This window comes from Micromonospora sp. AB353 (assembly GCF_049538395.1).
Classification (GTDB): Bacteria; Actinomycetota; Actinomycetes; order Mycobacteriales; family Micromonosporaceae; genus Micromonospora; species Micromonospora aurantiaca.
On the sequence record NZ_JBMVFV010000009.1, the window covers coordinates 23,802 to 35,994 of the forward strand.

General features: G+C 75.1%; 13 protein-coding genes. 7 read left to right on the forward strand and 6 right to left on the reverse strand.

Annotation, left to right across the window (positions count from 1 at the left end):
* Positions 1–45 precede the first annotated feature (45 nt).
* Positions 46–951 (reverse strand): HhH-GPD family protein, encoded by a 906-nt coding sequence (locus tag ACPCK6_RS06820; RefSeq protein ID WP_423480649.1) that lies wholly within the window; start codon positions 949–951, stop codon positions 46–48.
* Between the two features lie 96 nt (positions 952–1,047).
* Between ACPCK6_RS06820 and ACPCK6_RS06825 the strand changes: the two genes are divergently transcribed.
* From ACPCK6_RS06825 to ACPCK6_RS06835, 3 genes are all read left to right on the forward strand, one after another.
* Positions 1,048–1,560 carry a glycine cleavage system transcriptional repressor gene (locus ACPCK6_RS06825; protein ID WP_423480650.1) on the forward strand — a complete coding sequence of 171 codons (513 nt, stop codon included), beginning with the start codon at positions 1,048–1,050 and terminating at the stop codon, positions 1,558–1,560.
* A complete protein-coding gene (locus ACPCK6_RS06830; RefSeq protein WP_318335979.1) occupies positions 1,557–2,120 on the forward strand; it encodes a peptide deformylase in 564 nt (187 codons plus the stop codon). Before ACPCK6_RS06825 ends, ACPCK6_RS06830 begins: the two co-directional genes overlap by 4 nt.
* Before the next feature lie 105 nt (positions 2,121–2,225).
* A complete protein-coding gene (locus ACPCK6_RS06835; protein WP_423480651.1) occupies positions 2,226–2,993 on the forward strand; it encodes a hypothetical protein in 768 nt (255 codons plus the stop codon).
* An 8-nt stretch (positions 2,994–3,001) separates the two neighbouring features.
* Here ACPCK6_RS06835 and disA read toward each other — a convergent pair whose 3' ends face one another.
* From disA to ACPCK6_RS06855, 4 genes are all read right to left on the reverse strand, one after another.
* Entirely contained in the window at positions 3,002–4,192 is a 1,191-nt protein-coding gene (gene disA, locus ACPCK6_RS06840) for a DNA integrity scanning diadenylate cyclase DisA (protein ID WP_318335977.1), read from the reverse strand.
* 129 nt (positions 4,193–4,321) lie between these two features.
* A complete protein-coding gene (radA, locus tag ACPCK6_RS06845) occupies positions 4,322–5,770 on the reverse strand; it encodes a DNA repair protein RadA (protein WP_396880889.1) in 1,449 nt (482 codons plus the stop codon).
* A 104-nt stretch (positions 5,771–5,874) separates the two neighbouring features.
* Entirely contained in the window at positions 5,875–6,621 is a 747-nt protein-coding gene (locus tag ACPCK6_RS06850) for a hypothetical protein (protein ID WP_423480652.1), read from the reverse strand.
* Between the two features lie 141 nt (positions 6,622–6,762).
* Positions 6,763–7,593, reverse strand: coding sequence for a UbiA family prenyltransferase (locus tag ACPCK6_RS06855; protein ID WP_423480653.1), 831 nt, complete (start codon positions 7,591–7,593; stop codon positions 6,763–6,765).
* Positions 7,594–7,638: 45 nt separating this feature from the next.
* On the opposite strand from ACPCK6_RS06855, the gene ACPCK6_RS06860 reads away from it, so the two are divergent.
* The 4 genes from ACPCK6_RS06860 to ACPCK6_RS06875 are packed head-to-tail and all read left to right on the forward strand — an operon-like array spanning position 7,639 to position 11,338.
* Positions 7,639–8,397 carry a methyltransferase domain-containing protein gene (locus ACPCK6_RS06860; protein ID WP_396880892.1) on the forward strand — a complete coding sequence of 253 codons (759 nt, stop codon included), beginning with the start codon at positions 7,639–7,641 and terminating at the stop codon, positions 8,395–8,397.
* A 41-nt stretch (positions 8,398–8,438) separates the two neighbouring features.
* Positions 8,439–9,605, forward strand: coding sequence for an acyl-CoA dehydrogenase family protein (locus ACPCK6_RS06865; RefSeq protein WP_423480654.1), 1,167 nt, complete (start codon positions 8,439–8,441; stop codon positions 9,603–9,605).
* A gap of 38 nt (positions 9,606–9,643) precedes the next feature.
* The gene (locus tag ACPCK6_RS06870; protein ID WP_396880894.1) at positions 9,644–10,696 is read left to right on the forward strand and encodes a type III polyketide synthase; all 1,053 of its coding nucleotides are present in this window, start codon (positions 9,644–9,646) and stop codon (positions 10,694–10,696) included.
* Positions 10,697–10,735: 39 nt separating this feature from the next.
* Entirely contained in the window at positions 10,736–11,338 is a 603-nt protein-coding gene (locus ACPCK6_RS06875) for a hypothetical protein (protein WP_396880895.1), read from the forward strand.
* Between the two features lie 85 nt (positions 11,339–11,423).
* Here the strand turns inward: ACPCK6_RS06875 and ACPCK6_RS06880 are convergent, their stop codons facing one another.
* Positions 11,424–12,119, reverse strand: coding sequence for a hypothetical protein (locus tag ACPCK6_RS06880; RefSeq protein ID WP_423480655.1), 696 nt, complete (start codon positions 12,117–12,119; stop codon positions 11,424–11,426).
* Positions 12,120–12,193 lie beyond the last annotated feature (74 nt).

The following is a 12,193-nucleotide window of genomic DNA, read 5'->3' on the forward strand; positions in this document are numbered from 1 at the left end:
CAACGGGGCGAGCCGAGGGCGGGCGGAGGCGGAGGCGGGGCGGGGTCAGGGGAGGGGGAGGGGGACGGCAGGGCCGTCGCCGGCCAGGCGGAAGGACTCCTCGCCCACCGGTTCCACCAGGCCGTCGGTGACCAGGCCGGCCAGCGCCCGCGCCCGCTGCACGTCGTCGTGCCACACCTGGTCCAGTCGCTGGTGCGGCACCGGGCCGGTGGACTCCCGCAGCACCGCGAGCAGTAGTCCGCGTACCTGCCGGTCGGTGCCGGCGTAGCGCTGCGGCCGGCGGGTCGGTCCCGTGGGGGCGGCCTGCCCGGAGGCCCGCCAGGCGCAGCTCGACTCGACCGGGCAGATCGCGCAGCGCGGCGCGCGGGCGGTGCAGACGACGGCACCGAGTTCCATGAACGCGGCGCTGGCGAGCGCGGCGGCGGCCGGCTCGACCGGCAGCAGTTCCTCGGTGGCGACCAGGTCGGCGGGACGGGTGGTGGGGCCGGCGTCGGGTTCACCGGCGATCGCCCGGCACACCACGCGCCGAACGTTCGTGTCGACCACCGGGTGCCGCTGCCCGTACGCGAACGCGGCGACCGCGCGGGCCGTGTACGTGCCGACACCGGGTAGCGCCAGCAGTTGGTCGAGCCGGTCGGGCACCACGCCGCCGTGGCGTTCCACGATCGCCACCGCGCACTCGCGCAGGCGTACCGCCCGGCGGGGGTAGCCGAGCCGCCCCCACATCCGGATCGCCTCGGCCGGGGTGTCCTCGGCGAGCGCGCGCGGGTCGGGCCAGCGGGCCAGCCACGCCTCCCACGCGGGCACCACGCGGACCACGGGGGTCTGCTGGAGCATGACCTCGCTGACCAGGATCGCCCAGGCGCCGATGCCCGGCTTGCGCCAGGGCAGGTCGCGGGCGTTGCGCTCGTACCACCGGCTGACCTGGGTGGCGAATGTGGGATCGGACATCGCGTCGCCGATCATGTCACGGCTGTCTTTCCCGCAGGTTGGGCGGGCCGGGTGGCCGGGCGCGATCGATCATGGGCGACGGGGCAGAATGTCCGAATGAACGAGCTCGCGATCACCGTCATCGGCCGGGACCGGCCGGGCATCGTGGCCGACGTCGCGGAGGTCCTCGCCCGGCTCGGCGCGAACCTCACCGACTCGACGATGACCCGGCTGCGGGGACACTTCGCGATGACCCTGATCTGCGTGGGCCCGGCCGCCGCCGACGTCGAGGCCGCGCTGGGCCCGCTCGCCGCCGACGGCCACCTGCTGGCGACCGTACGCGAGGTGACGCCCGACGGCGGCAGCGAGCCCACCGGGGAGCCGTACGTGCTCGCGGTGCACGGCGCCGACCGGATGGGCATCGTCGCGGCGATGACCCGGGTGCTCACCGACGCGGGCGGGAACGTGACCGACCTGAGCACCCGGCTGACCGGTTCGCTGTATGTGGTGGTCGCCGAGGTCGAGCTGCCGCCGGGCGTGTCGGACGAGGTGGCCGGCCGGCTCACCCGGGTCGCCGCGGAGCTGGGCGTGGGGGTCAGCCTCCGCCCGGCGGACACGGATCTGCTGTGACCGGGCCGGAGTACGCGGGCCTGGGCGGCTGGACCCCGGAGAAGCTCGGCATCCCCGGCGCGGTACGACCGGTGGTCACCGCCCCGGAGCCGGTGCTGAGCCGACCGGGCCCGGAGGTCGACCCGACGTCTGCCGAGGTGGTGCGCCTCGCCGCCGACCTGGTGGCCACCATGCGTGTCTCGCCCGGTTGTGTGGGTCTGGCGGCGCCGCAGGTCGGTGTGAGCGCGCAGGTGTTCGCGGTGGACGTGACGGGGCATCCGAAGGCGGTCACCGTGCACGGCACGTTCGTGCTGTGCAACGCCCGCGTGGTGGAGGCGTCCCGGTGGAAGGCCGGCCGGGAGGGCTGCATGTCGGTGCCGGACCTGACCGGCGACGTGAAGCGGGCCAGCCGCCTGGTGGTGGAGGGCGCGCTTCCCGGCAGCGGCGAGCCGGTCCGGCTGGTGACCGACGGCTTCGAGGCGCGGGCGCTCCAGCACGAGATCGACCACTGCGCCGGGCTGCTCTTCCTCGACCGGGTGGCCGGCGCGCACGCGATCTACCAGCGCAAGGTCTACCTCTGACGGTGGCTGCCGGAATCCAGTGTGGACGAGCGTGGCCGTACGGCGGCGGGTCCTCGGCGCGTCGGATCGGCGAGCCGTGCGCCGCGCGGCTACGGTAGGCGCATCATGCGTCTGACGGTCGGCCCCCTGCCCCCTGCCGTGTACTGGCGGCGTCGTGCCGTCGTGCTCGGAGCGGGGCTGCTCTTCCTGATTGTCCTGTTGTATTCGTGCACCGGTACGGACCGCAACACCGGCGCGCCGGGCACTGACCCGTCGCCGACCGGTTCCGCCGGGGCGCAGCCCGACCCGTCCGGATCGGTGCTGACCCCGCAGTCGGGCAGCCCGTCACCGACATCCGGCGACGCGGGCGGCGGCAACACCGGCGGCGGTACGGGCGACGGCGGCACGAACACCGGTGGCGGCAACACCGGGGGCGGCACGAACAACGGGGGCGGCACCGGCAACGGCGGCGCGACCGGTCAGCCGGTCTCCGACGACGGCACCTGCACCGACTCCGAGCTTCTGGTGACGCCGGTGGCGGTCCCCGCCACCGCCCAGCGGGGCACTGTGGTCACGCTGCGCCTCAAGGTCAAGAACGTGTCGAACCGTACGTGCAGCCGGGACGTCGGCGCCGACCTCCAGGAGCTGTACGTCAAGTCGGGCGCGGAGAAGGTCTGGTCGTCGGACACCTGCGGCACCGGCAAGGGCTCGGACGTGCAGTCGTTCACGCCGAACTTCGAGCGCTCCTACGAGCTGGGCTGGAACGGCCGGCTGGACAACAAGTGCGCGAACGGGCTGGCGAACGGTGAGTTCGCCGCGATCGGCGCGTACCAGGTGTTCGCCCGGGTCGGCACCAAGATCAGCGAGCCGGTGAAGCTGACCGTCACCGGCTGAGCGGCCGGTCAGACGTACCGTTCGAGGATGCTGGCCTCGGCGAGCCGGGACAGGCCCTCGCGGACGCCGCGGGCGCGGGCGTCGCCCACGCCCTCGACCGCCTGGAGGTCTTCCACCGTCGCGCCGAGCAGCCGCTGGAGGCTGCCGAAGTGCACCACCAGCCGGTCGACCACGGCGACAGGCAGCCGGGGCACCTTCGCCAGCAGGCGGAACCCGCGCGGGCTGACCGCGGCGTCGAGCGCATCGGAGGCGGACGGGTAGCCGATCGCCTTCGCCACCGCCACGAGGTCGATGAGTTCGGTGGCGCTGAGCAGGTCGAGTTCGACGAGCGCCTCGTCGAGCGTGCGCGACTTGCGGCCGGTCGGCAGGTAGTCGCGGATGACCAGGGTGCGGTCGGCGTCCACGCCGGCCATCAGCTCGTCGAGCTGAAGGGCCAGCAGGCGGCCGTCGGTGCCCAGCTCCACCACGTAGCCGGCGATCTCGTCGGCGATCCGGCGGACCATCTCCAGCCGCTGCACCACCGCCACCGCGTCGCGGACGGTGACCAGATCCTCGATCTCCAGCGCGGAGAGCGTGCCGGAGACCTCGTCCAGCCGCAGCTTGTAGCGCTCCAGCGTGGCGAGCGCCTGGTTGGCGCGGGACAGGATGGCCGCCGAGTCGTCGAGGACGTGCCGCTGGCCGTTGACGTAGAGGCTGATGATCCGCATCGACTGGCTGACCGAGATGACCGGGTAACCGGTCTGCCGGGCCACCCGCTCGGCGGTGCGGTGCCGGGTGCCGGACTCCTCGGTGGGGATGGACGGGTCGGGCATCAGGTGCGCGCCGGCCTGCACGATCCGGGTGCCGTCGCTGGACAGCACCACCGCGCCGTCCATCTTGCACAGCTCCCGGACCCGGGTGGCGGAGAACTCCACGTCCATCGGGAAGCCGCCGGTGCAGATCTGCTCGACCACCTTGTCGTAGCCGAGCACGATCAGCGCGCCGGTGCGGCCGCGCAGGATCCGCTCCAGGCCGTCCCGTAGGGCGGTGCCCGGAGCCATCAGGGCGAGGTTGGCGCGCAGCGGATCGGCGCCGGCCCCGCCGCCCACGCTTCCGTTGACGCTCACGCTGATGGCACGAGCGGGGTTGCCGGTCACGGCGCCGGTACGGGCGTGCGGCGTCGCCGTTGCGGGCTTGGTGGCATCGCGGTCGATCGGCACGGGCACAGTCTACGGACTGCCATGCGGGGGGTGCTCGCGTGGTTACTGTGATGTGTCACGATGCGCGGCTCGGGCGGGTCGGTGCGGCCTGCGTGGCCTGCCCGGAAACGCCCGGCGGATCCCACCGTGTCACTCCGCCGACGCGCGCGCGGCCGCCTGGAGGGCGGCACGCACGTCAGTGACCTCGATCACGCGCATGTTCTCCGGCCCGGCGCCACTGCTCTCCGGCCCGCACCCGGGCGGCACGAGGGCCAGCCGGAAGCCGAGCCGGGCGGCCTCGGCCAGCCGCCGGGGCACCGCGCCGACCCGACGGACCTCACCGGTGAGGCCCACCTCGCCGATGGCCACCAGGTGCGGGTTGAGCGCCAGGTTGAGCCCCCCGGAGGCGACAGCGAGCGCCACCGCCAGGTCGGCCGCCGGCTCCACCACCCGGATGCCGCCGACGGTGGCGGCGAAGACCTCCCGGTCGTGCAGCGTGAGCCGCTCGGTGCGGCGCTGGAGCACCGCGAGGACCATCGCGAGGCGGGCGCTGTCGAGGCCGGAGACGGTACGCCGCGGCGAGCCGGCGACGGTGGCCCCGATCAGCGCCTGCACCTCGGTCACCAGCGCCCGGCGCCCCTCCATCGCCACCGTCACGCAGGTGCCCGGCACCGGTTCGGAGTAGCGGGTCAGGAACAGGCCCGACGGGTCGGCCAGGCTGCTGATGCCGCCCTCGTGCATCTCGAAGCAGCCCACCTCGTCGGCCGCGCCGAAGCGGTTCTTCACGCCGCGCACCATGCGCAGCGAGGAGTGCTTGTCGCCCTCGAAGTGCAGCACCACGTCGACCAGGTGCTCCAGCACCCGGGGGCCGGCCACCTGGCCGTCCTTGGTGACGTGCCCGACCAGCACGGTGGCGATGCCGCGCTCCTTGGCGACCGCGACCAGGGCGGCGGTGACCGCGCGGACCTGGGTGACGCCGCCCGGCACGCCCTCGGTGCCGGTGGTCGAGATGGTCTGCACCGAGTCGAGCACCAGCAGCCCCGGCTTGACCGCGTCGAGGTGGCCGAGCACCGCCGACAGGTCGCTCTCGGCGGCCAGGTAGAGCTGGTCGTGCAGGGTGCCCATCCGCTCGGCGCGCAACCGCACCTGGCTGACCGACTCCTCGCCGCTGACCACCAGCGACGGGCTGCCGGCACCGGCCGCCCACTGCTGGGCCACGTCGAGCAGCAGCGTCGACTTGCCCACGCCGGGCTCACCGGCGAGCAGCACCACCGCGCCGGGGACCAGGCCGCCGCCGAGCACCCGGTCGAGCTCGCTGACACCTGTGGGACGCGCCCGGGCGGGCGCGGCGCTGATCGTGGCGATCGGCCGGGCCGGCTCGGCCGGCATCCGCGAGCTGACCACCCGGCCGGAGACCATCGGGCCGGTGACGGTGCACTCGACCACCGAACCCCACTCGCCGCACTCGGGGCACCGGCCCACCCACTTCGGGGGCTGGTGGCCGCAGGCGTCGCACTCGTAGGCCGGGCGGGGTTCGCGGGTGGAGGCGCGACCGCGGCCGGCACCGGCGCGGGAGGGGGTCGATCGGGGCGTGGTCACCACCGGACGCTAACCGGCCCGTACGACGAAAGCCCACCCGGAACGGCGACACCGCCGGCGTGGCGCTGGCCACGACGGCGGTGCCGACGGAAGAAGGGGAGAGGTCAGTGGCCGCCCTCGACGCCGCTGTCCTCACCGACGTGCCGCGGCTCCACGATCTTCGACGGCGTGGCCTCCGGGGTCAGCGGGACGCCGATCGGCGCCGGGGTCGTGACGACCTTGCCGTTGCCGAAGTCGAAGGTCAGGTTGACCTGCTGGCCGACGAGCAGCTTCTCGTTCAGGCCGATGAGCTGGAGGAACCGCGGGTTGCCGGCGTTGAGCTGGGCGTAGCTGAGCGCCGGGATCTCGATCCGGGCCGGCTGGCCGGCGGGCGCGGACTCGCTCTCGCTCGGCGACGGGCTGGCCGACGGCGACTCGGACGTCTCCAGCGACTGGCTCGGCGACGCGCTCGGGTCGGTGGCGGTCGGCGAGGCGGTGGCCGGCTCGGTGGGCGAGCCGGTCGGGGTGGCCGCGCCGCTCTCGCCCGCGCCGGAACCGGTGAGCACGATCTCCCGGGCGCTGTCGGTGGTGACCGTCACGGTCACCGGCTTCTCGCTGTCGTTGTAGATCACCACGTTGACCGGCGCGTTCGACCCGGCCTCGTAGCCCTTCGGGCCCGGGAACTGCACGTACAGCCCGCGCACCTTGTAGAGGTTGTCGGAGGTCTGGACGTTGACGCCCTGGACCGACGGGATCTTGTTGGCGGTCTCGGAAATCTGCCCGGCGCCGCACCCGGACAGCAGCAGGCTCGCCGCCGCCGTGCCGGCCAGCAGCAGGGCCGGCCCCCGGGAACCCCTGATCGAGCGCGTCACGTCGGTCCTCCTCGTCACGATCCCCGCCCGGTCGACCCCCGGGCACGGGGTGGCCATACCCGCGCAGACCGCGCTCCAGGGTAGTTGGAGCTGATCGAGGCCCGCACGCGGACCCGGCAATACCACCTCGGGAGGGACCGCTCAGACGACCCGGCCGCTCGTCACCAGCAGCACCACATCGATCAGCGCCACCACCAGCACCGCCCGGAAGGCGGTCGCCGAGCGTCCGGCGGTCGCGCGTCCCGCGTACCAGCCGACGGCCGGCACGGCCACGGCGGCCGCGACGGCCGACAGGCCGGTCCACGACGGCGGCCCGGGCGGGCCGAGGACCAGCGCGACGGTGGCCGCGAGCAGCAGCCCGGCGGCGGCCAGCCGGCTGCCCACCGGCCCGAGCCGGTGCGGCAGGCCGCGCACCCCGGTCCGGGCGTCGTCGGCCAGGTCCGGCAGCACGTTCGCGAAGTGCGCGCCGGCGCCGAGCAGCGCGGCGGCGGCCACCAGCCAGGCCGGGGGCATCGGCGAGCCGGGCAGCGCCAGCACCACGAACGCGGGCAGCGCGCCGAACGAGACCGCGTAGGGCAGCACCGACACCGGCGTCGACTTCAGCGGCCGGTTGTAGAGCAGCGCGGAGACCAGGCCCAGCGTGGCGCAGGCCGCCGCGGCCGGGCCGCCGGCCAGCGCCAGCACCGGCACGGCGACGGCGGCCACCGCTGTGGCCCGGGCCAGCGCCGGCCGGGCGACCTCGCCGGTGGTCACCGGTTTGTCGGTACGCCCCACCGCGGCGTCCCGGTCGGCGTCGATGAGGTCGTTGCTCCACCCGACGGCGAGCTGGCTGGCCAGCACCGTCAACGCCACCGCGGCGACGCCCGCCGCGGAGTGCCCGACACCGGCGGCGAGCAGCGCGGCGACCACTGTGACCGCCGCCGCGGGCTCCGGATGGCTCGCCCTGACCAGCCCTAACACCCGTGTCGACATAAGGGAAGTCTGGTCGTTACCGGGCAGTCGTGCCACGCTCGACGCATGCCCGACGCGTCGCCGGTGTCCACTCCGTACCGGGTGCTGCCGCCGAACGACCCCCGGCAGTACGACGACCTGGCCGGCGAGTGGTGGCGGCCGGACGGCGCGTTCGCGATGCTGCACTGGCTGGCCCGGGCCCGGGCGGCGCTGGTACCAACGGCGTCCACGCCGGACGACCTGCTCGTCGACCTGGGTTGCGGCGCCGGGCTGCTGGCCCCGCACCTGGCCGGCAAGGGCTACCGCCACGTCGGGGTCGACCTGACCCGCTCCGCGCTCGACCAGGCCGCCACGCACGGCGTGACGGTGGTCCAGGCCGACGCCACGGCGGTGCCGCTGACGGACGGCTGCGCGGCGGTGGTCTCCGCGGGGGAACTGCTGGAACACGTGCCGGACTGGCGGCGGGCCGTCGCCGAGGCGTGCCGGCTGCTGCGCCCGGGCGGCCTGCTGGTGCTGGACACGCTCAACGACACGCTGCTGGCCCGGCTGGTGGCGGTGGAGCTGGGCGAACGGCTGCCCACGGTGCCGCGCGGCATCCACGACCCGCGGTTGTTCGTCGACGCCCGCGCGCTGGTCGCCGAGTGCGCCCGGCACGGCGTGTCGTTGACGGTGCGCGGGGTCCGCCCGGAGCTGGGCGGCACGCTGGCCTGGCTGCTGCGCCGCATGCGCGGCGGCGCCGACCGTCCGGGCAGGACCGAACCGCGCATCGTGCCGACCCGGTCGACCGCGGTGCTGTACCAGGGCTGGGGGCGCCGGGGCGGGTAGCCGGGGCCGCCCGGGGTAAAGGACGCCGAGAAGGGGGCGACATGACTGTGCACGCGCTGGAGGCGGCCCGCCGGTTGGCGCCGCGACTGGCCGCCCGCGCGGCCGAGCACGACCGCGACGGCTCGTTCCCCGTGGACGACTTCGCGGACCTGCGGGAAGCAGGGCTGTTCGGCCTGATGGTGCCCCCCGAGCTGGGCGGTACGGGCGCGAGCTTCGCCGAGTACGCCGCCGTCGCCACCGAACTGGCCCGGGGCAACGGCGCCACCGCGCTGGTGTTCAACATGCACGCCTCGGTCACCGGCGCGCTGGGCGCGGTCACCGAGGAACTGGCCGAGGCGCTCGGCGTACCGGACGAGGCGCTGGCGGCGCGGGACCGGCTGCTGCGCGCGGCGGCGGACGGCGCCTGGTACGCGGTGGCGATGAGCGAACGCGGCGCCGGCGCCCGGTTGTCGCAGCTCAGCACCGTCTACGAGCCGGTCGACGGCGGCTGGCACATCAAGGGCAGCAAGACGTTCTGCTCCGGTGCCGGCCACCCGGACGGCTACCTGGTGGCCGCCCGCAGCGCCGCCGACCAGTCCGTCGTGTCGCAGTTCCTGGTCCCGGCCGGGGACGGGATCACCGTCGAGCCCACCTGGGACTCGCTCGGCATGCGGGCCACCTCCTCGCACGACGTGCACCTGGACGTGACGGTCCCGGCCGACCGGCTGCTCGGCGGCGTCGAAGGGCTGGCCCTGGTCGTCGCCCAGCTCATGCCGCACTGGCTGGTGGCGAGCTACGCGGCGGTCTACGTCGGCGTGGCCCGGGCCGCCGTCGACGCCGCGGCCGAGCACCTCAACGCCCGTAACCTCGCCGGGCTGCCCGCGGTGCGGGCCCGCCTGGGCCGGGCCGACGCGGCCACCGCCGCCGCCGGACTGGTGGTCGCCGAGGCGGCCCGCCGGGTCGACGAGGCGCCCGGCGACGCCGAGACGAACCGCTGGGTGTGGCGGGCCAAGCTGCTCGCCGGCACCACAGCCGCCGAGGTGGCCGCCTCGATGCTGGAGGCGGCGGGTACGTCGGCGACCCGGCGCGGGCATCCGCTGGAGCGCCTCTACCGGGACGCCCGCTGCGGCTCGCTGCATCCGGCCACGTCCGACGTGTGCGCCGACTGGCTCGGCATCGCCGCGCTGGGCGGCGACCCGGACCGGGACAGCGCGCTCCCTCGTTGGTGACCAGGGTTGGTGCGAGAGATGAGGGAGGGGTGGGGGACGTGGGCATACCGGTGATCGCGGGTCTGGGTACGGCGCAGCCGCCGGCCGCGATGCAGGACGAACTGTGGACGGGTTTCTTCGCCAAGCACTTCCAGGGGAACACCAGGGCGCTGGCCGAGCGGATCTTCGCGAACTCGGGCGTCACCCGGCGGCAGGCGGCGGTCAACCCGCTGCTGGAGGACGTCTCGGAGTGGCCGACCGAGCGCCGGATGCGCCGCTACCAGGTCGAGGCGTTGCCCTTGGGCAAGGAGGCGGTCAGCCGGGCACTCACCGCCGCCGGTCTGGACGCCTCCGACATCGGGCTGTTCATCGTCTGCTCCTGCACCGGGTACGCCACCCCGGGGCTGGACATCCTGCTCGCCCGGGATCTGGGCATGTCCCCGGCCACCCAGCGCATGTTCGTCGGGCACATGGGCTGCTACGCGGCCCTGCCCGGGCTGGGCGCGGCGAGCGACTTCGTCACCGCCCGCGGGCGGCCCGCGCTGCTGCTCTGCACGGAGCTGACCAGCCTGCACATCCAGCCGCCGGGTGCCCGGGTGGACACCCAGCAGATCGTCTCCCACGCGCTGTTCTCGGACGCCGCGGTCGCCGCCGTGGTCGTCCCCGGCGGCCGGGGGTACGCGCTGCGCGAGGTCACCTCGGTCACCGACACCTCCACCGCCGACCACATGACCTGGGACGTCACCGACACCGGTTTCCGGATGGGGCTGTCGCCGAAGGTGCCGCAGGTCCTGTCCCGGCACGTGCGGACGCTCATCGACGAGCTGCTGGCGCGGCACGGATGCGAGCGCTCCGACGTGGACGGCTGGGCGGTGCACCCGGGCGGGCCGCGGATCCTCAACGTGGTGGAGCGTGAGCTGGCCCTGCCGCCGGACGGCCTCGCCGCCTCACGGGGCACGCTCGCCGAGCACGGCAACTGCTCGTCCCCTACCGTACTGCTGATCCTGGACCGGTTGTGGCGTACGGAGCCGTCGCCGCCGCGCTGGGTGGTGATGCTCGCGTTCGGACCGGGACTGACGCTCTACGCGGTGCTGCTGGAACGGGTGGGCTGACGGCTCGCCCCGCCCGGGCCGCGCGGATACGCTGCCGTCATGGCCTCCGACGAGCGGGACGGGCGGGTACCGCTGACGGTCCTGACCGTTCTGGCACTGGTGGCCGGGGCGACCTGGTGGCGGGCGGCGGCGCCGGAGCCGGGTGCGGCCACTGCCGTGCCCGTGCCGCCCGCGAGCGCCGAACCGATCGCCCGTACCTGGCGGGTCGACCCGTCGACAGGCGACGCCTGGCCGGCACGGCCGGGGCGCGACCCGACGCCCCTGGCACTCCGTGCGCCGGCCACGGCACCGGACCGGTCGGTGGTGATCCGGGTCGAGGACGACGGCACCTCGCGTGTGCTCCAGGTGTCGCACGTGGTGTGGCGGGAGACGTCCGACCTGACGCCGGACGGGCCACCCGTCGTACGGCAGGTGAATCCCTCGCGGGGCGACGACTACCGGCTGACGGTGAGCTGCTCCGGGGACGGGGCGGTCGCCGTCCAGCTCTCCGGTACCGGGTCCGGCGACGCGCGCCGGTTCCTCCGTTGCGGCGGGCGACTGGAGTTGCCCTTGTTGGGCGACACCGGCGCGCCGGTGCTGGTGCGGTTCACCGGGGTACGCGGCCGGGCCGAACTGGACGCCCGGCTCGAAGCGCTCTACTGACCGCTGCCGCGCGCCGGGCACCGGCGGCTCGCCGCGTCCCCGGGCCGGCAGCTCAGCGCCCTGGGCGGCGCTCTCGGGCCGCCTGTCAGCCGCCCAGCCGGGCCAGGTCGGCGCCGTAGTCCGACAGCGGGCCCAGCTCCGGCACCACCCGGACCAGCGCGCCCTGCCGGTCCACGAGTAGCGCGGCGGCGGTGCCGGGATGGGCGGACAGGTGCAGGTAGGAGCGCAGGCCGCCGGCCGGGTCGCCGAGCGGGCGTACCCCGGGGACGCTCGCGGGTCCGGCGCTGCGGCCCTCGGTCACGGTGACCACCGTGACGCCGGGCGGCGCGGCGCGCGCCGCGGTGCCGACCTGCTCGGCGCAGGCGCAGGCGTCGACCAGGATGATCATGGCGGGTAGCAGGCTGCGCAGCGGTACCGGCGTGTCGTCCGCGCCGACCAGGTCCAGCGCGGGCAGCGGGCCGACCGGTTGCGGCGCGGTGGTGGAGCGGGGGAGCACCGTCGGCGCGCCGGACCGCGTGGTGGTGCGCGGCCAGGTGACGGCGGCCAGCCCGGCGAGCGTGACGAGCATCGACACGAGCAGGATCAGCACCGGCAGCCCGAGGCGGGCCGGAACGGCACGCCGGCCGGAGCCCTGCCGCGCGCGGCGCAGCTCCCGGCGGACCTGCCGGGCCTCGTCGGCGAGCGCCGAGGCGTCGTCGGGGACGACCACCCGGCCCCACTCCGGAGGCAGGCCGGGCAGCCCGTCCGGCGGCCCCTGGCCGTCAGCGTCAGGCACGCCCATCGGACCCCCAGGAACGTCTCGGTGAGCGGACGTCACGTCCCTCACCAGCGTCCCGCACCGACCGCCGTAACGCC

What these genes read in the sequence shown, in the direction of transcription:
- ACPCK6_RS06835 (WP_423480651.1), top strand. Translation starts at nt 2,226, where the DNA reads ATGCGTCTGACGGTCGGCCCCCTGCCCCCTGCCGTGTACTGGCGGCGT.
- ACPCK6_RS06855 (WP_423480653.1), bottom strand. Translation starts at nt 7,593, where the DNA reads ATGTCGACACGGGTGTTAGGGCTGGTCAGGGCGAGCCATCCGGAGCCC.
- ACPCK6_RS06880 (WP_423480655.1), bottom strand. Translation starts at nt 12,119, where the DNA reads ATGGGCGTGCCTGACGCTGACGGCCAGGGGCCGCCGGACGGGCTGCCC.
- ACPCK6_RS06820 (WP_423480649.1), bottom strand. Translation starts at nt 951, where the DNA reads ATGTCCGATCCCACATTCGCCACCCAGGTCAGCCGGTGGTACGAGCGC.
- ACPCK6_RS06865 (WP_423480654.1), top strand. Translation starts at nt 8,439, where the DNA reads ATGACTGTGCACGCGCTGGAGGCGGCCCGCCGGTTGGCGCCGCGACTG.
- ACPCK6_RS06860 (WP_396880892.1), top strand. Translation starts at nt 7,639, where the DNA reads ATGCCCGACGCGTCGCCGGTGTCCACTCCGTACCGGGTGCTGCCGCCG.
- ACPCK6_RS06825 (WP_423480650.1), top strand. Translation starts at nt 1,048, where the DNA reads ATGAACGAGCTCGCGATCACCGTCATCGGCCGGGACCGGCCGGGCATC.
- ACPCK6_RS06875 (WP_396880895.1), top strand. Translation starts at nt 10,736, where the DNA reads ATGGCCTCCGACGAGCGGGACGGGCGGGTACCGCTGACGGTCCTGACC.